The 16,139-nt window shown below is 67.9% G+C and carries 17 protein-coding genes; 6 read left to right on the top strand and 11 right to left on the bottom strand.

Annotation, left to right across the window (positions count from 1 at the left end; translation table 11 throughout):
* Nucleotides 1-266 precede the first annotated feature (266 nt).
* On the top strand, nucleotides 267-527 hold the full coding sequence (locus V8683_RS14730; protein WP_411186859.1) for a hypothetical protein: 261 nt from the start codon (nucleotides 267-269) through the stop codon (nucleotides 525-527).
* A gap of 39 nt (nucleotides 528-566) precedes the next feature.
* Here the strand turns inward: V8683_RS14730 and V8683_RS14735 are convergent, their stop codons facing one another.
* A complete protein-coding gene (locus V8683_RS14735; RefSeq protein ID WP_411186857.1) occupies nucleotides 567-1,355 on the bottom strand; it encodes a sulfite exporter TauE/SafE family protein in 789 nt (262 codons plus the stop codon).
* Nucleotides 1,356-1,567: 212 nt separating this feature from the next.
* On the opposite strand from V8683_RS14735, the gene rarD reads away from it, so the two are divergent.
* The gene (rarD, locus tag V8683_RS14740; RefSeq protein ID WP_411186855.1) at nucleotides 1,568-2,455 is read left to right on the top strand and encodes an EamA family transporter RarD; all 888 of its coding nucleotides are present in this window, start codon (nucleotides 1,568-1,570) and stop codon (nucleotides 2,453-2,455) included.
* A gap of 117 nt (nucleotides 2,456-2,572) precedes the next feature.
* Nucleotides 2,573-2,953, top strand: a complete 381-nt coding sequence (locus V8683_RS14745) for a DUF5594 family protein (RefSeq protein WP_411186853.1) — start codon at nucleotides 2,573-2,575, stop codon at nucleotides 2,951-2,953.
* A 51-nt stretch (nucleotides 2,954-3,004) separates the two neighbouring features.
* On the opposite strand, the gene V8683_RS14750 is transcribed toward V8683_RS14745, so the two are convergent.
* From V8683_RS14750 to V8683_RS14770, 5 genes are read right to left on the bottom strand one after another with little or no spacing between them, the layout of a single operon-like run.
* On the bottom strand, nucleotides 3,005-3,841 hold the full coding sequence (locus tag V8683_RS14750; protein WP_411186851.1) for a sulfite exporter TauE/SafE family protein: 837 nt from the start codon (nucleotides 3,839-3,841) through the stop codon (nucleotides 3,005-3,007).
* Between the two features lie 22 nt (nucleotides 3,842-3,863).
* Complete coding sequence (locus V8683_RS14755) at nucleotides 3,864-5,486, bottom strand: bifunctional protein tyrosine phosphatase family protein/NAD(P)/FAD-dependent oxidoreductase (RefSeq protein WP_411186849.1); 1,623 nt, start codon at nucleotides 5,484-5,486, stop codon at nucleotides 3,864-3,866.
* Between the two features lie 16 nt (nucleotides 5,487-5,502).
* Complete coding sequence (locus tag V8683_RS14760) at nucleotides 5,503-5,934, bottom strand: DUF6691 family protein (RefSeq protein ID WP_411186847.1); 432 nt, start codon at nucleotides 5,932-5,934, stop codon at nucleotides 5,503-5,505.
* A 2-nt stretch (nucleotides 5,935-5,936) separates the two neighbouring features.
* The gene (locus V8683_RS14765) at nucleotides 5,937-6,377 is read right to left on the bottom strand and encodes a YeeE/YedE family protein (protein WP_411186845.1); all 441 of its coding nucleotides are present in this window, start codon (nucleotides 6,375-6,377) and stop codon (nucleotides 5,937-5,939) included.
* Nucleotides 6,374-6,709 (bottom strand): metalloregulator ArsR/SmtB family transcription factor, encoded by a 336-nt coding sequence (locus V8683_RS14770; protein WP_411186843.1) that lies wholly within the window; start codon nucleotides 6,707-6,709, stop codon nucleotides 6,374-6,376. Before V8683_RS14770 ends, V8683_RS14765 begins: the two co-directional genes overlap by 4 nt.
* Nucleotides 6,710-6,818: 109 nt before the next feature.
* Here V8683_RS14770 and V8683_RS14775 point away from each other — a divergent pair, with 109 nt between their 5' ends.
* Entirely contained in the window at nucleotides 6,819-7,712 is an 894-nt protein-coding gene (locus V8683_RS14775; protein WP_411186841.1) for an MBL fold metallo-hydrolase, read from the top strand.
* A gap of 82 nt (nucleotides 7,713-7,794) precedes the next feature.
* Here V8683_RS14775 and V8683_RS14780 read toward each other — a convergent pair whose 3' ends face one another.
* The 3 genes from V8683_RS14780 to V8683_RS14790 all read right to left on the bottom strand — a co-directional run bounded on the left by V8683_RS14780 (nucleotide 7,795) and on the right by V8683_RS14790 (nucleotide 9,944).
* Nucleotides 7,795-8,250 carry a host attachment protein gene (locus V8683_RS14780; RefSeq protein WP_411186839.1) on the bottom strand — a complete coding sequence of 152 codons (456 nt, stop codon included), beginning with the start codon at nucleotides 8,248-8,250 and terminating at the stop codon, nucleotides 7,795-7,797.
* 283 nt (nucleotides 8,251-8,533) lie between these two features.
* Nucleotides 8,534-8,668: an entericidin A/B family lipoprotein gene (locus V8683_RS14785; RefSeq protein ID WP_027795716.1), complete on the bottom strand. Its 135-nt coding sequence runs from the start codon at nucleotides 8,666-8,668 to the stop codon at nucleotides 8,534-8,536.
* A gap of 169 nt (nucleotides 8,669-8,837) precedes the next feature.
* Complete coding sequence (locus V8683_RS14790) at nucleotides 8,838-9,944, bottom strand: MraY family glycosyltransferase (RefSeq protein ID WP_411186837.1); 1,107 nt, start codon at nucleotides 9,942-9,944, stop codon at nucleotides 8,838-8,840.
* Between the two features lie 175 nt (nucleotides 9,945-10,119).
* Here V8683_RS14790 and V8683_RS14795 point away from each other — a divergent pair, with 175 nt between their 5' ends.
* Nucleotides 10,120-11,235 (top strand): PLP-dependent cysteine synthase family protein, encoded by a 1,116-nt coding sequence (locus V8683_RS14795; protein WP_411186835.1) that lies wholly within the window; start codon nucleotides 10,120-10,122, stop codon nucleotides 11,233-11,235.
* Nucleotides 11,236-11,254: 19 nt separating this feature from the next.
* Here V8683_RS14795 and V8683_RS14800 read toward each other — a convergent pair whose 3' ends face one another.
* Together V8683_RS14800 and V8683_RS14805 are read right to left on the bottom strand one after the other, a co-directional pair.
* Nucleotides 11,255-12,595: a glycoside hydrolase 5 family protein gene (locus tag V8683_RS14800; RefSeq protein WP_411186833.1), complete on the bottom strand. Its 1,341-nt coding sequence runs from the start codon at nucleotides 12,593-12,595 to the stop codon at nucleotides 11,255-11,257.
* A complete protein-coding gene (locus V8683_RS14805) occupies nucleotides 12,582-14,096 on the bottom strand; it encodes a flippase (protein WP_411186831.1) in 1,515 nt (504 codons plus the stop codon). Before V8683_RS14805 ends, V8683_RS14800 begins: the two co-directional genes overlap by 14 nt.
* A 141-nt stretch (nucleotides 14,097-14,237) precedes the next feature.
* On the opposite strand from V8683_RS14805, the gene V8683_RS14810 reads away from it, so the two are divergent.
* Complete coding sequence (locus V8683_RS14810; protein WP_411186829.1) at nucleotides 14,238-16,115, top strand: alpha/beta hydrolase family protein; 1,878 nt, start codon at nucleotides 14,238-14,240, stop codon at nucleotides 16,113-16,115.
* Nucleotides 16,116-16,139 lie beyond the last annotated feature (24 nt).

Genomic DNA, 16,139 nt, shown 5'->3' on the forward strand with positions numbered 1-16,139 from the left:
CGGGCCTCGGGTTCCGTGGGGTAATTGGGGGAGGTCGTCAGCCTGCGCCTCGGGGGCGTCTATCGGATGTCGAAGCGACGCCGACGGCACGTCAGGCGCCGGATCTGCCCGCCGATGGTACATGAGATTCGACGATGCGGCGCTTTCAGGCGGGGGGCGGCCGGCGCACGTGGAGTGTGGCCTGACACACAGGCATCGTCAAAAACAGCGTATACCGTAGGTGCAGGAACCCGGGGCCGTGTGCGGCCTCATCGCAGGACACTGCCATGACTATCCACACTTACACCGATCTCCCGCTCGTCGATCGCGCCGCCTTCGAGCTCGCGTGCGCGCGTCACGGCTTCGCGCCGATCCATTTCGATATCAGCGGTGCGGCCGATCCGGACGACCCGGCTCACGGCGAACTCGTGATCGTGCGGCGCGGCGCCTGGGCCCAGGCCTATCGCATCGACGCGCGCGGGCAATGGCTGCGCCAGTTCGAGGCCGATCTGAACGGCCGCTTCTTCCAGTTCGCGCCGCACGCCTGAGCGGCGCGGCCGCCTGCCCGGCCGCGCCGGGCGGAGGCCCTAGGCCAGCACGAGCCGCACGCCCACGAGCGTGAGGGTCGCGGCCAGCAGGATGCGCAGAAGGCGCTCGGGCGCGCGCGACGACAGCAGGCTGCCGATCGCGATGCCGGGCAGCGACCCGCACAGCAGCGAAAGCAGCATCGGCCAGTTGATCGAGCCGAGCAGCCAGTGCCCCGCGCCGGCCAGCAAGGTGAGCGGCACGGCGTGCGCGACGTCGGAGCCGACGATGCGCACGGTCGGCAACGCCGGATAGAGCAGGAGCAGCACGGTCACACCGATCGCGCCCGCTCCCACCGAGGTGAGCGACACCAGCACGCCCAGCACCGCTCCCGTGAGCATCGTGAGCGCCAGCGTACCGGCCTCGCCCGGCCCGCGGCGGTGACGCGCGGCGAAGGCGGCAAGCTGCGGCCGGAAGATCAGGGCGACGGCCGTGATCAGGAGCGCGGCGCCCAGCACGGCCTGGATCAGATGGCCGGCGCGCGGCGTGTCCATTCCATAGCGATGCAACAGGATCAGCGTGACCGTGGCCGCGGGCACGCTGCCGGCCGCGAGGCGCAGCGTCACGCGCCAGTCCACCGAACCCTTGAGCCCATGGACCAGCGTGCCCGCCGACTTGGTTGCGGCGGCGTACAGCAGGTCCGTGCCCACGGCCGTTGCCGGGTGGACCTTGAACAGCAGCACGAGGATAGGCGTCATCAGCGAACCGCCGCCCACGCCGGTCAGGCCGACGAGGAACCCGACGCCCAGGCCGGACAGCGAATACAGCAGATCGATATGAGGTAGATGCATCGCGGTCGGGACAGGTTCGGGGGCCGGTTCAGGGTACGTGGCCGCCATGACGGATGGCTGACTGTCCGGGCGCGCCGTAAGCGGCGCGTCAGGCTGGACAGCGGCAAAGCCTGGCGGCGAAAATCCGCTATTGTCGCAAAACCGGCGATCCGGCGCAGGGCGGCCCCAATTTTGTCAGGTATTGCCCCGCACGCGCTACTTCACAGACAACCATGAATCCCGGCATCCTCTACGCCTTTCTCGCCTTCGTGATGTGGGGTCTCTTCCCCGTCTACTTCAAGACGCTGCACCAGATCCCGGCCCTCGAAATGCTCGCGCACCGCATGGCCTGGTCGCTCGTCTTCGTGCTCGCCGTGCTTCTCGTGCGGCACCACTGGCGCTGGCTCGGTCCCGTGCTGCGCAACCGGCGCCTCGTCGGCCGCTTCGCGGCCAGCGCCGTGCTGCTCTCGGCGAACTGGGGCATCTACATCTGGGCCGTGAACGCCGGGCATATCGTCGAAGCGAGCCTCGGCTACTTCATCAATCCGCTCATCAACGTGCTGTTCGGCTATGCGTTTCTCGGCGAGCGGCTGCGGCCGCTGCAATGGTGCGCCGTGGGCGTGGCCGCGGCGGGCGTCGTGTGGCTGACCTGGCAGAACGGCGCGCCGCCGTGGATCAGCCTCGCACTTGCGTTTACCTTCGGCGGCTATGGCCTCTTGCGCAAGACCGCGCAACTCGGCGCGCTGGAAGGACTCGCGCTGGAGACGCTGCTGCTCTTTCCCGTGGCGATCGTCTATCTCGCGATGCTGAGCCTCGTCGGCGCGAGCCACTTCGGCCACGCGCCGCTGCCGCTCCAGTTGCTGCTCGCCTGCTCCGGGCCCGTGACGGCGATTCCCTTGCTGCTGTTCGGTGCCGCCGCGCGGCGCATTCCGCTCTCGACGCTAGGCCTCGTTCAGTACGTCACGCCCACGCTGCAACTGCTGACGGGCGTGTTCGTGTATCACGAGTCGTTTGGCGCGGTACGCGCCATGGGCTACGGTGCGATCTGGATGGCGCTCGCGCTCTACTCGTTCGAGGGGCTGCGCAATACGGTGTCCGTCCGCGAGGCGCGCCGGGCGTAGCGTGCTGGTCCGCGTTCGCCGCACGCGGTAGGATGGTTCCCGATCGCGCGCCGCCTGGGTCGATGCACGCCGGCGCGAACCCGACGGTTCGTGGAACGATAAAGGAGTGAGACACGCATGAGTATCGAGGCCGCCCATCGCTTCGAGGAAGCGTTCGCGCCGCGCATCGCGGCGCAACTGGCAAGCCAGTTCGGCCCGGCCGTGCATGTGGAAGTCGTGCCTCGCGAGGGGCACGGGCATCCCACGCGCGTGCGCCTCATTGGCGCGGCGAGCGAATACCGGCATCCGTATGTCTATCCGCTCAACGTGTCGCTCACGTGGGACGTCGACGAGATCGAGCGGCTGATGGAGCCAGGCGGCGAGGCGCGTTTCGAGCACTATCTGGCGGCGATGGTGCGCAAGATGGCGTCGTGGGAAACGGCACGTCCCGTTGATTTCGCCTCGCGCACCCAGGGCGAGCCGGAGGTGCTGCTCGGGGGGCTCGACTTCGAGGGCTGAACGTCGAGGGCTGAGCTTCGAGAGCTTAACTACGAGGGCCGATGCTGCGCTTTAAAACCCGCCCATGATGTGCATGGCGAGCACGGCCTTCACGGCCATGCCGATCGCCACGCAGCCCGCAAACGCCGCGAACGACTGCTGCAAGCGTGCGCCGCTCACGTGATGCGCGATGCTGCGCCCGCCCAGCATGCCCGCGAGCGCGCCGGCCGCGAACGGCAACGCCTCGGGCCAGAGCATGTGTCCCGACGCCGCCGAGGCGGCTACGCCCGCCGAAGAAACGAGCGCGATCACCGCAAGCGAGGTGGCGACGATGCCCCGCATGGGAATATCGGAGGCACGCCTGAGCGCGGGCACGATGACGAAGCCGCCGCCCACGCCGAGGAGTCCTGAAAGAAAACCGGACAGCACGCCCGAGAGCGCGAGCGAGCGCGCGCACGGCGCGGTCCAGTCGAGCTTGCCGCGTTCGGCGTTCAGGCGGCACGGCAGGTTCGAGGGTGCGAGTTCGGGGCCGCCGTGGGTCGCGCCGCTCTTCTGGCGGAACATGCGCACGGCGACCATCGCCAGCACGCCCGCGAACACGAGCGTGAGCGGCGCGTCGGGCACGCGGTGCGCGACCCACAAGCCGAGGGGCGAGATCAGCGCGCCGCAGGCGGCCATCAGCGCGGCGGCCTTGTAGCGCACCTGCCCCTCGCGCAGCGCGAGCAGCGCGCCAAGCCCCGCCGAGAGGCCGACCGCGAGCAGCCCGATCGGCGCGGCCTGCGCCACTTCGAGCCCGAGTCCGAACACGAGCAGCGGCACGGCGAGGATCGCGCCGCCCGCGCCGGTCAACGCGAGGATGATCCCGACGATGGAACCGAGCGCGGCGCTGACGAGCATGGCGGTGGGCATGGTGTGGCTCCCGGGCGTTCGATCAGCTCTGCGAAGCGCGCGTGAACCACTCGCGGCCCTTGAGCATGCCCCACCAGTAGAAGCTCGGCAGCACCGTTGCCTTGAGGAACCACATGAGGCGGCGCGGCCGTGTCGGGTCGAGCGGGAAGGTGGGCAGCAGCTTGCCGCCATAGCCGAACTCGGCGAGCACGACCTTGCCGCGCTCGACCGTGAGCGGGCACGAGCCGTAACCGTCGTAGCGGTACACGAGCGGCTTGCCGGCGCGCGCGGCGAGCAGATTTTCCGCGACGATCACGGCCTGCTTGCGCGCGGCCGCACCGGTTTTCGCATTGGGCGCGGAGCAGACGTCGCCGAGCGAGAACACGTTCGGGTAGCGCGGATGCTGCAGCGTCGCGTGGTCGACTTCGCACCAGCCGGCGGTGTCGGCAAGCTGGCTGTCGCGGATGAAGTCGGGCGCCACCTGCGGCGGCACGACGTGAAGCATGTCGAAGCGCTTCTGCTCGCGCGTGACCTGGCCTTCGGCGTCCTTTATTTCGAACGTGGCGGTGCGCGACGGCCCGTCGACGGCGACGAGATTCGAAGAGAAGGCGAGGTCCGCGTTGTAGCGCTTCACATATTCCATGAGCGGCGGCACGAAGGTCGCGACGCCGAACAGCACGGCGCCCGCGAGATCGAACTCGACCTTGATCTTCGGGAGCACGCCACGCTTGTGCCAGTGATCGCACGACAGGTACATCGCTTTTTGCGGCGCCCCCGCGCATTTGATCGGCATGGCGGGTTGCGTGAAGAGCGCGGTGCCGGCCTGCATCTGCTGCACGAGCTGCCACGTGTAGGGCGCGAGGTCGTAGCGGTAGTTCGAGGTGACGCCGTTCTTGCCGAGCGTCGCTTCGAGGCCCTCGATGCGCTCCCACGCGAGCCGCAGGCCGGGCGCGACGATCAGATCGCGATACGCGATGGTTTCGCCGTTGTTCAGGCGGACGAGGTTGTTGTGCGGCTCGACGCGCGTGGCGGCCGCGCGGATCCACTTCACGCCGGCGGGGATCACGCTCGCCGTCGCCCGGCGCGTTTTCTCCGCGTCGAAGGCGCCGCCGCCCACCAGGGTCCAGGCCGGCTGATAGAAGTGCTCGTCGCTCGGCTCGACGATTGCGATTTTCAGGTTGCGCTGGCGGCGCAGCAGGCTCGACGTCACGGTGATGCCCGCGAGACCGCCGCCGATCACGACGACGTCCCAGGTCACACCGTCCGATCCGTTCGCCTCGTTCCATTCGCAGGCGGGCACCACCGCCGGGGCAGGCTCGGCCTGCGCAAGCGCCGGCGAGCGCGCGAGCTGATAAAGGCTCGTTGCGCGGTTGCCGCTGCGGCAATAGGCCAGCACCGGGCCGGGCATGTCGTCGAGCAGCTGCGCGAAACGTCGGGCGTCGTCGGTCGTGATCTGGCCGGGTTTCACGGGCAGATAGGCGAACTGCAGGCCGAGCTGCGCGGCGGCGGCCCGGATGTCCTGCGAGGCGGGCTGGGTTGCGCCGCCTTCGCCATCGGGACGGTTGCAGACGATCGAGCGATAGCCGGCCGCCGCGAGAGCGGGGAGGTCGTCGGGCGAGATCTGGTCGGCGCTGGCGAAGCGTTCGTCGAGCGGGACAATTTGCATGGGGGAAGACTCCTGATCAAGGATGGCCGGGCCGGTTGCGGCGGCGTTCGAGGGCGGTGTAGAGCGTCATGCCGGCGAGCATGGCGGCGACGAAGAGCCAGGCGCGCGGCTGACCGCTGCCCGCGCTCACGAGCGCGGGACCGGGGCAGAAGCCCGCGAGTCCCCAGCCCACGCCGAACACGAGGCTGCCGGCCACGAGCCGGGCATCGACGCGGCGGGCTGTGGGCAACTGCATCGGTGCGCCCAGGACGCTCGTGCCGCGCGAGCGGGAGAGGCGAAAGCCGACGGCGGCCAGTGCGACGGCGCCGGCCATGACAAACGCGAGCGAGGGATCCCAGCGGCCGGCCAGGTCGAGGAAGCCCAGCACCTTGGCGGGGTTGGCCATGCCCGAGAGAATCAGGCCGATGCCGAACACGAGGCCGCAGACAAACGCGTTGACGATCCGCATATTCAGGCTCCGGCAAGGTGCCGCGCCACGTAGACCGTGGCGAAACCGGTCGCCATGAAGGCGCCGGTGGCGACGAAAGACCGTAGTGAGCCGCGCGCGATGCCGCAGACGCCGTGACCGCTCGTGCAGCCCGAGGCGTAGCGCGTGCCGATGCCCACGAGCAGACCGGCGCAGACGAGCGTGACAGGCGAGGCGGCGATGACGGGAGCAGGGAGGGGTGCGGCGATGCGCCACAGCCAGGGCGCGGCGAAGAGGCCCGCCAGAAAGGCGAGACGCCAGGCGCGCTCGCCGCGCGAGGTGCCGAAGAGCCCGCCCACGACGCCGCTGATCCCGGCGACGCGCCCGTTGCCGAGCACGAAGAGCGCGGCGGCCGCGCCGATCAGGAGGCCGCCCGCGAGCGAGGCAAGCGGCGTGAAGTGTGCGAAATCGATGGCGGGGCTCACGCCGGCCTCGCCTTGAGACGGCCGCAGTAGAGGCTCGAGAGCGTCTGCATGACCTGGATGACTTCGTGGCTCGCGAGGCTGTAGTAGATGTACTTGCCCTCGCGGCGCGTGGCCACGAGCCCCTCTTCGCGCAACACGCCGAGGTGCTGCGAAAGACTCGGCTGATGCACGCCGACCAGCGCCTCCAGCTCGCCGACGTTGCGCTCGCCTTCGGTGAGCTGGCACAGCAGCAGCAGGCGGTCTTCATGCGCGAGCGCCTTGAGCAGCGCGCAGCATTTTTCGGCGGATTCGCGCAGGGCGGCGAGGGCTTCGGGAGTGAGCGGCGAGTTCATTTGTCGCACCAGTGGGCGGGGTTGCCATCAGTCAATTTATTGACAAACATTATATGCATTAATAATATGTGTTTCAATAGACAATCAGGCGCATCGCCTGGAGCCCAGCATGTCCGCCCATACCCCTCTCTCCGCCAACGTTTCGTCCGCGCTCGTCGAGCCGTTCTTCGATCCCGTCACCGCCACCGTGACCTATGTCGTCCATACGGGGCGCGGCTCGGCGTGCGCGATCGTCGACCCGGTGCTCGACTACGACCCGAAGTCGGGCCGCACTTCCACCGAGTCGGCCGACCGCGTGATCGCGTTCGTGCGCGAGTACGGGCTCACGGTGCAATGGCTGCTCGAAACCCACGCGCACGCGGACCACCTTTCCTCCGCGCCGTATCTGAAGTCGCAACTGGGCGGGCGCATCGCCATTGGCGAGCACATCCGCACGGTGCAGGGCGTGTTCGGCAAGGTATTCAATCTCGGCGCGGCAGTGAACGGCGACGGCAGCGAATTCGATCATCTCTTCAAGGACGGGGAGATCTTCGAGGTCGGGCCGCTCGCGGCGCGTGCGCTGCACGTGCCGGGCCACACGCCCGCCGATCTCGCGTACCGGATCGGCGACGCCGTGTTCGTCGGCGACACGATGTTCATGCCCGACGTCGGCTCCGCGCGCTGCGATTTCCCCGGTGGCGACGCGCATACGCTCTACCATTCGGCGCGCCGGCTGCTCGACCTGCCCGGCGAAACGCGCCTCTTCATGTGCCACGACTACCCGCCCGGCTCGCGCGGGCCGCGCTTTCACACCACCGTAGCCGAGCAGCGGCGCGAGAACATCCACCTGCACGACGGCGTGAGCGAAGACGCCTTCGTCGCCATGCGCACCGCGCGCGACCGCACGCTGGCGATGCCGAACCTGATCCTGCCTTCGATCCAGGTGAACATCCGCGCGGGCCGCATGCCCGAGCCGGAGGACAACGGCGTGCGCTATCTGAAGATTCCGCTCGACGCGCTCTGAGGTGCCGCGGCGAGCGCGCCGGGCCGCCGCCGCGGGCGTCACCTGCCTCGTGCGCTGGCGGCGGGGCAAGCGGCGCGTGCGCCTACGTCGGCACGCGCACCAGCCGTTCGGGCAGATACGCGCGCAGCGCCCGCGCATCCAGGTGCGCCAGGTCCTTGTCGAGTTCCTGCGTGACGACGTTTTGTGTCTGCGTGTCGAGAGCCTTGCGCAGCGCGCCTAGAAACGCCGGAGGCGCCGTGATGATCAGCGTGCCGTAGCGGTCCTCGGTCCGCGCCTTCGCGAGCGCCGTGGCGATCTGTGCGGCGAACAGCGTGGCTTCATGCTCGTGCTGGGTGGTGTCGGGGTTGGTGGCGTGGCGGCCGGGACCGGCGCGGTCGTAGGTGCGGCCGGGTTTGTCGCTCACGAGGCTTTGCTCCGGCACGCGTCCTTCCGGATGCAGCAGCGTCTCGACCTCGTCGATGGCGCCAAGCGGGCTTTCGGCCGCGAAAATGCGCGCGGTCACGCGGTTGGCGACGACAATCCAGATCGTTTTCGACATGTTTCCCTCCCGGGTCAGGCTCAGGGCCCCGGCGACGCGTCGCGACGTGGCGCAGGCCTTGCCGGAGCGGTAAGCGAAGCTGTGCGGCGCGAATGCCTAGGGTAGCGCGATCGCCGCGAGGGCGGGTGGCGAGATGTACGTGGTGCGCGCGCGCGTGGATTCGGAGAGGATGCGGTGCGGCTGAAGGCGCCGGGCGCCGCCGGATGCGCCGGCGGGCGCCAGGGCCGGCGCGGCGAACGGCGGGCTGTCGGACCTTGCCGCAGGGTGATGCAGCGAGGTTGGACTACTTGGCCTTGTCCGCCTCGTTCGTGATGGCCTGACCGCCCTTGGAGATGTCTTCGCCAGCGCCGGCGATGGTGTTGCACGCGGCGAGCGTGACGGCGAAAAGTGCAAGGGCAACGGCAAGGTAACGGCTCATGTCGGCTCTCCTTTTGGTGAAATCCCCAGAGACGGTGCGGTGCGCCGCGGGTCGCATTGCGCGCCGCGCGTGACAGGCGGGTGCGCGGTTTGCTACGGGCGCCAGTTGCTGAAAGGATTGTACGCGTGCGGCGAGCCGCGTGCCGGGTGCGGGGCCTGTCCCCGGGGGCTCAGGTGCGCCGGTGGGATTTGCGTACCACGAGCCACTTCGGCGAGCGGAAGCGCACGATGCTCACGTAGAGCCACACGTAGGTCAGCGCAAAGACCACCACGAAGCAGAACAGATGCAGCGTGTGGCGCCAGAACAGCGTGGCGGGAATCACGGCGATCAGGCACAGCAGCCAGAGGTAGGGCGAGGTGAGCGAGTTGCGGCGCGTGAGCTCGTGCGCCGTGCGGGCGCCCACGGCCCAGCGCATGAGCCGCTTGTAGACGAGCATGTGCAGGTGCACGCCGTCGGGAATGCCCGGCGACATGCCGCGCACGAACTTCTTCCGGTAGATCGAGAAGCAGGTCTCGAAGATCGGGTACATGAAAAGCAGCACCGGATACCACGCCGAAACGTCGCGATTGCGCATCACGAGCAGGATCGCCAGCTCGGCGAGCATGAAGCCGATGAAGTACGCGCCGCCGTCGCCGAGAAAGATCAGCCCGGCGGGGAAATTCCAGATAAAGAAGCCCATCACGGCGCCCATCATGATGAGCGACGCCGAGAGCACCACCGCATCGTGCACCTGGAAGGCGACGTAGGCGAGCGAGGCGAACATCATGAACGCGACCATCGAGGCGAGGCCGTTGAAACCGTCGATGATGTTGATCGCGTTGGCGAGCGCCGCGACGGCCAGCACCGTGATGGCGCACGAAATCGCCGCATACGAAAGCAGGAAATCGAGCGGCGGCACGCTGATGCGCGTGACGGCGATGCCGAGGATGAAGTAGGCGAGCGCTGCCGCCGCCATCGTGCAAAGGAGCCGCGCGAGCGGCGAGACGCGCTTCGTGAGGTCCTCGACGAGGCCGGAGGCGAACGCCGGGATGCCGCACGCGACGATGCCGAGGATGCCGCCCGAGACGGCCGGCCAGGCGTGATGGAGCTGCGCGGCCGCAACGACGAGGCCGGCCAGGATCCCGGTGCCGCCAATGCGCGGCACCGGCCTCGCGTGGAATTTCTGCACGCCCGCGAGATCGGAGTCCACGGAGAACCGCTCGTGCAGGTGCGCATAGCGCACGATCAGCAGCGTGACCAGCAAGGAGACGAGGAAACCGAGCGCAAAACTAAGCATGAAAGCGGCACGAGAGGTGTGGATGCGGGATTATACAAAGCCGGCGGGGCAGGCTTTGCGGCAGTCTGGCGTAGCGTTGCGCGGCCTTGTGCCATGATGGCTGCGCGTCACGCCGCGTAGCCGGTGTGCCTGCGTCGTTCCGGTCCCCTGTCACGTTGCCGAGCCGAGGTCCGCCATGCCCCATTCCGCCTGGGTCCGCGAAGCGATCCGCAAGATCGAAGCCGATTTCAACCGCTCCGCCGACACGCATCTGATTCCGCTCGACCTGCCCGGCTATCCGGACCTGCGCTTCTACTTCAAGGACGAATCGAGCCACCCGACCGGCAGCCTCAAGCACCGGCTTGCGCGCTCGCTTTTTCTCTACGCGCTGTGCAACGGCTGGCTCGACGAAAAGAGCACGGTGGTCGAGGCGTCGAGCGGATCGACGGCGATTTCCGAGGCCTATTTTGCGCGGCTTCTGGGTCTGCCGTTCGTCGCGGTGATTCCGGCCAGCACCTCGCGCATGAAGATCGCGGAGATCGAGTTCTACGGCGGGCGCTGTCACCTCGTCGCGAAAGCGTCGGAGATTTACGCCGAATCGCATCGCATCGCGCGCGAACTGGGTGGTCATTTCATGGACCAGTTTACCTACGCCGAGCGCGCGACCGACTGGCGCGCGAACAACAACATCGCCGAGTCGATCTTCAAGCAGATGGCCGCCGAAGAGCATCCGGTGCCGGCGTGGCTCGTGTCGAGCGGCGGCACCGGCGGCACGATCGCGACGCTCGGGCGCTATGTGGCCTACCGGCGGCACCCGACGCGCGTGCTGTGCGCCGACCCCGAGAATTCGGTGTTCTTCGATTACTTCAAAAGCGTGCTGGCGGGGCAGCCCGACGACAGCCTCACGCTCGACGTCGGCTCGCGCATCGAGGGGATCGGCCGGCCGCGCGTGGAGCGCTCGTTCATTCCCACGTGCATCGACGCGATGGTGAAGGTGCCAGATCCGCTTTCGTTCGCGGCGATGCGCTATCTGGCCGCGTGGCTGGGCCGGCGCGTGGGCGGGTCGACAGGCACCAACTTCGTGGGTGTGCTGCTGCTTGCGGAGCGGATGAAGGCGCAGGGCGAGCAGGGAGCGATCGTGAGCCTGCTGTGCGATAGCGGGGAGCGGTATCGGACCACCTACTATGACGACGCCTGGTATGCGGCGCAGGGGATGGCGATTGCCGAGGCGGATGCGGCGATTGCCCGGGCGGTGGGTGGGGAGGCGGTGCTTGCGCAAGGAGAAATCGCCGTGGGCACGGCCGGATTCTGAGTCGGGTCTTTGCGAGCGTTCAGCTGTGCTCCGCTGCGGCGGACGTCACTTCGATCAGCACGGGATGGTCGGGCACGTCGACGACGAACCGGCGCGTATTGCTACGGCGCGCGAGCGGCTCGCTTGACACGGTCGGATCGTAGAGCGCAATCTCGCTCGCTGTTTCGCCGAAGTCGACTTCCACCCTCGCAGGAGGATGGGAGACGGGCGTGCCGGTGGCGCGGTTCCAGATCGGCACTTCGTTCCACAGCGCCAGCACGACGCGGCCGTCCGCCTTCTGCAACAGCAGGCTGTTGCCCGATACCGGTAGTCCCGCGAGCGTTACGGCGGGCATGCCGCGAGTCGACGAGTCGCGCGCGCGCGCGAGCGGCGCGCTCAGGATCGAAGTGAGGTTGTGAATCGCCGTCGCAACCGGCTTCGGACTATTGTCGTTGCGAAAAAGACCGAAGTGCATCTCGCCGTTCTTGCTTTGCGGATCGGGTTTTTCGTCGAGCAGCTCATAGACGTAGGTGCGTACCACGCCCGCCGCGGCGGCATCGAAGTAGCCGTTGAGCACGCCTTTGGCCTGGGTCGGCTCGTCCACTCCCAGCATGTACCAGCCTGCCTGAGGTATCGAGAAATAGCCGAACTCGGTGATAACAATGGGGAGTCCGAATTTTTTCCGGCCGTCGGTGGCCCATGCCAACCAGTGGTCGCCATTGGCGTTGTAGCCTGGCTGCTCGCCGTTCTGAGGATACATGTGGGCATTCGCATGATCGGCGGCCTCTGCGCGGGTGGCGACCGGCTTGATGTCGTAGCCGGTGAGGTCGTAGACCGCGACGCCCGCGAGCGCGGGGTCGCCCTTGACGTGACGGTAGATCGTCCGCTGCGCGCCGAGCCCGGCTGCATCGCCCTTGAGTCCGTCGTATTGGACCGGGAAGTTGTCGATTTCGTTGAAGCCTTCCACGGCGGCAACGCTGCCCGGCGCGGCCGCGTTGAACGCATCCAGTTGCTGCAGCGATTCGGCCACGTTGGGCCGGATGACATAGTCGAAGCGCACGCCATGCTGCGCGAGATACACATAGCTCTCGAACGGCGCCGAGCCGTCGGGCGTGCCTTCGCGGATGTGATGCACGCCCAGCCACGCGAGGTCGTCGGCCACGTTGCGCACGTTCGCGTAGGCACCGTCCCGGTAGTTGATGTGGGTGTTCACGGCGAGCGAATCGAGGAATGCGGCGGCGCTTATCGTAGGGACGCGCGGCTCCGCGGGCGTGGGCGTCGCTGCGGGCCATGCCGTGCACGAGAGCAGCAGCGCGAGTGCCAGCGCAACCGCATTTGCGGCGCTGCCGGAGAGGCCCGTGCAGGAATCAGCCCGCCTCATCGGCTGGCTCCGCAGCGGGCTTCTGGCCATGTGCCCACCGTAGCACCGCGTAGCGCAGCGATGCGATGCGGTCGAGCGCGCGGGCGCAGACGGTGGGCTCCGTGCGCGCGGTCCAGACCAGCGCGACACCGGTCAGGCCAATCCAGAGCGTGATGTGCGGCCAACTGAGCGGGGCGAAGACGAGCGTCGCCCCATAGGCGGCGAGGACGAGCAGCGCGGGAGGGGTCAGCATCCGCACCGGGGTCCAGTCGAACCTTGCCGCGCGAAAGAGCAGCACGGCGTCGAGCACGGCGCGCGCGCTCCATGCGAGCGCCGCTCCGAACACCCCGAAGGTGTGCAGGGCCCACCACAGCATGGCGAAGAATGGCAACACTTCGTAGACCTGAAAACGTGCGACGACGTCGGGCCGGCCGGTTGCCTGCAGGTGACAGGTCGCGATCAGGGCGAGCGCGTTGATCCAGATGCCGACGAGGATCGTCTCGCCGACCGACATTGCCTGAGCGGCAAACGACTTCCCGACCCACAGCGCGAGAAACGGATGCATGAGGAACATGCCGAAAACCGTCATGGGCGTGAGCATGGCGGCAAGGCCGCGGATCGCGCTTGAGGAGAGCGCTGCGGCGTTCGCGGCGTCGAGCGCAGAGAGTCGTGGAAACAGCGTGCGCGCGATGACTGCCGGAAAGAGCCGCATGCGCGCGCCGAGATTGAACGGCACCTGATAATAGGTAACGGCCTGCGGCCCGAGCGCGTGGCCGATCATGAGCCGGTCGGCGGTTTCCAGCAGCGGCTGGGCGAGGCTCGTGACGCTGATCCACGCGCCATAGGAAAAGAGTTTGGGAACCAGTTCGCGACGCGGGCCGCTGGCAAGTTTCAGTGGAAAGACCTGCCAGGCCGCGAACACATGGAGCGTCAGCGAGGCGACGCCGGCCACGAGCGTACCGTACACGAGATAGCGCAGGCTCGGTCCGAAGACGAGCGCCGCGCCTAGCGGAATGAGCTGATACCCCAGCGTGACCGGGAGCTGCACCGCGTTGACCGTGCCGAAGCGCTCGCGCCCGGTGAGCGCGCCGTTGAACACGAAGATCAGATTCGAAAGCGGCACAAGACAGGCCACCCAGGGCAGTGCCGGCACCAGTTCGGCGCGCAACCCCCCGCCTATGTCGAAGTAAGCGAGCAGCGTGTGCATGAGTGCATAGAGCACGAGACCGCCCACGAGCCCCAGCAAGGCATTCAGGATTGCCGCCGTCCACAGTACCGCTTCGCGCTCGTGGTGGGGTGCATCCGCGAGTTGCGCGATGCGGTTGGACGTAGCCGAGGACAGCCCCAGATCGAGAAAGCCGAAATACCCCTGCACCATCCAGACGATGGCAAGCACGCCGTAGCGTGCCGCGCCGATATGTTCGAGATAGATGGGTGTCGTGACGAGCGCGACGAACATCGGCAGGATGCTGCCGGCAAAGTTCAGCGTGGCGCTGCGTTTCAGACTGGGCTTGGCGGTCATGGAAGGGTCCGGTGCACGTCCCACCCATTCTGGCCGAGGCAGGCGCGCGCGTTTGTGCGTAGGCGCACGGAGCCGCGGGGCCGCTGAATTTTATATTTGCCTTACACGGAGAGAGCAGACCCTTGAATAAGGAGGCATTCCATGGATCCTGTCGTGTTCGACGGCGCGTTTGGCTGGTTGCATCCGGCAGGCGGCAGCATGGGTGTCGTGTTGTGCAATCCGTTCGGCTACGACGCGCTGTGCACGTACCGCGGATGGCGCAAGCTGGCCGAGCGGATCGCGGCGGCCGGGTTGCCCGTGTTGCGGTTCGACTACCCGGGCACGGGCGACGCCACCGGCATGGAAGACGACCCGGGCCGCGTTCAGGCATGGCTCGCGAGCGTGGAGTCCGCCGTACGGCATCTGCGGATGTGGACCGGCGTGACGCATGTGGCGCTAGTGGGCCTGCGCCTTGGCGCCACGCTTGCCGCACTCACGGCGCAGCGCCTTGGAACGGTGAATGCGCCCGGTGTGGACGCGCTTGTGCTGCTTGCGCCAACCGTCACGGGACGGCGCCATATCCGCGAACTGCACGCGCACCGGCGGAGCTGGATGAGCACGTCGGCGGACCCCGGCGCGGCGTCTGCCGGCGAGACGCCGGACTATGTGGAAGCCTTCGGCTTTGGCCTGCACGGCGAGGATATCGCCGCGCTTTCCGCCGTCGATCTGATGCGCGACACACAGGCGCCCGCGCCGCGGGTGCTGCTGCTCGATTCAAGCGGCGCGACTCTCGCCGCATCGCTTGCCGCGCATTACACGAGTCATGGGGCGCAGGTCGAGCTCGGCGGCTTTGAGGAGTCCGACCGTTTTCTGCGCGAGACGCTCTACAGCGAGGAACCCGTCGAGGCATTTGCGCGTGTGAGCGCGTGGCTGGTTGCGCAAGCCTCGGCCGCTACGGAAGGGGCGGTGGCGTTCGGCCCGCGCGCTTGCCCGGCGCCGGTCGAAGGTCGGCCCGCGCTGCGCCTCGAGCGTCATCGCGCAACCGAACAGCCGGTACGCTTTGGCCACTGCTTCGGCATCTATTGCGAGCCCGATGTACCACGGGCCGGCGCGCCAGCCGTGCTGCTCCTCAACACAGGGTCGGCGCATCGTATCGGAGACGGGCGATTCGCCGTGCTGCTCGCGCGGCGGCTCGCCGAGCGCGGTGTGGCGTCGCTGCGCATGGACGTCGGCGGACTGGGCGACGCCTTGCCGGCAGCGCCCGAAGTGACACTCGACATGCTCTATTCGATGGAGAGGCGCGATGACGCCGCGACCGGCGCCGATTGGCTCGTGCGGCGCGGTCATGCGCGCGTGGCTGCCTTCGGCGTGTGTGGCGGTGCGTTCGTGAGTCTGTATCTGTGCGCGCTGCATCCGAACGTGGTTGCGGCATACGGCGTGAATCTGCAAAAGTTTACGTGGGACACCGCCGCACGCGCGCAGGGCGAGCAGAGCACCGTTTCGTCGAAGACCTATCTGAGCGTTGCGTTGAGCCTCGAGCGGTGGAAGCGTGTGCTGCGCGGCCAGAGCAAGAATAATCCGCTGCGTATTGCGGTCTTGCTGGCGAAGCGCAGCCTGCGCCATGCGCAGTCCGTGCTCACGCATGCGATCGAGCGCAAGACGGGGTGGCCCGTGGCAGCCAACGCGGCGCGAGCGCTCCTGCGTGGCATCGACGCGAAGCACGTGCAACTGCGGCTCGTCTACGGTGAGTTCGATCTTGGCCTTGAAGAGGCGCGTATTCATCTGGGCGCTTCGTTCGCCGCGCTGCGTCCCCTGACGAACGTGCATGTCGGGACGCTGCCTGGCCTCGACCACGCGCTTTTTACGCGCGAGGCGCGTGACGCCGTACTGGCCGATTTTGAGGCATGGGTGTGCTCAGGGCAGGTGAGCGAATGCGCGAGTGCCGAGGGGCACGCCTTCGCCGCTGAACCTGCCGCAGGCTCCGTTGCGGGGGCGCTTCCGGGTACCGGGGCTTGCATCGGTTCGCCTGCGCGCAGTTGAGCGGCAGCACCGTGGCGTCGGCCT

Source organism: Paraburkholderia sp. AV2 (assembly GCF_054968425.1).

What these genes read in the sequence shown, in the direction of transcription:
- V8683_RS14730 (WP_411186859.1), top strand. Translation starts at nt 267, where the DNA reads ATGACTATCCACACTTACACCGATCTCCCGCTCGTCGATCGCGCCGCC.
- V8683_RS14735 (WP_411186857.1), bottom strand. Translation starts at nt 1,355, where the DNA reads ATGCATCTACCTCATATCGATCTGCTGTATTCGCTGTCCGGCCTGGGC.
- rarD (WP_411186855.1), top strand. Translation starts at nt 1,568, where the DNA reads ATGAATCCCGGCATCCTCTACGCCTTTCTCGCCTTCGTGATGTGGGGT.
- V8683_RS14745 (WP_411186853.1), top strand. Translation starts at nt 2,573, where the DNA reads ATGAGTATCGAGGCCGCCCATCGCTTCGAGGAAGCGTTCGCGCCGCGC.
- V8683_RS14750 (WP_411186851.1), bottom strand. Translation starts at nt 3,841, where the DNA reads ATGCCCACCGCCATGCTCGTCAGCGCCGCGCTCGGTTCCATCGTCGGG.
- V8683_RS14755 (WP_411186849.1), bottom strand. Translation starts at nt 5,486, where the DNA reads ATGCAAATTGTCCCGCTCGACGAACGCTTCGCCAGCGCCGACCAGATC.
- V8683_RS14760 (WP_411186847.1), bottom strand. Translation starts at nt 5,934, where the DNA reads ATGCGGATCGTCAACGCGTTTGTCTGCGGCCTCGTGTTCGGCATCGGC.
- V8683_RS14770 (WP_411186843.1), bottom strand. Translation starts at nt 6,709, where the DNA reads ATGAACTCGCCGCTCACTCCCGAAGCCCTCGCCGCCCTGCGCGAATCC.
- V8683_RS14775 (WP_411186841.1), top strand. Translation starts at nt 6,819, where the DNA reads ATGTCCGCCCATACCCCTCTCTCCGCCAACGTTTCGTCCGCGCTCGTC.
- V8683_RS14780 (WP_411186839.1), bottom strand. Translation starts at nt 8,250, where the DNA reads ATGTCGAAAACGATCTGGATTGTCGTCGCCAACCGCGTGACCGCGCGC.
- V8683_RS14785 (WP_027795716.1), bottom strand. Translation starts at nt 8,668, where the DNA reads ATGAGCCGTTACCTTGCCGTTGCCCTTGCACTTTTCGCCGTCACGCTC.
- V8683_RS14790 (WP_411186837.1), bottom strand. Translation starts at nt 9,944, where the DNA reads ATGCTTAGTTTTGCGCTCGGTTTCCTCGTCTCCTTGCTGGTCACGCTG.
- V8683_RS14795 (WP_411186835.1), top strand. Translation starts at nt 10,120, where the DNA reads ATGCCCCATTCCGCCTGGGTCCGCGAAGCGATCCGCAAGATCGAAGCC.
- V8683_RS14800 (WP_411186833.1), bottom strand. Translation starts at nt 12,595, where the DNA reads ATGAGGCGGGCTGATTCCTGCACGGGCCTCTCCGGCAGCGCCGCAAAT.
- V8683_RS14805 (WP_411186831.1), bottom strand. Translation starts at nt 14,096, where the DNA reads ATGACCGCCAAGCCCAGTCTGAAACGCAGCGCCACGCTGAACTTTGCC.
- V8683_RS14810 (WP_411186829.1), top strand. Translation starts at nt 14,238, where the DNA reads ATGGATCCTGTCGTGTTCGACGGCGCGTTTGGCTGGTTGCATCCGGCA.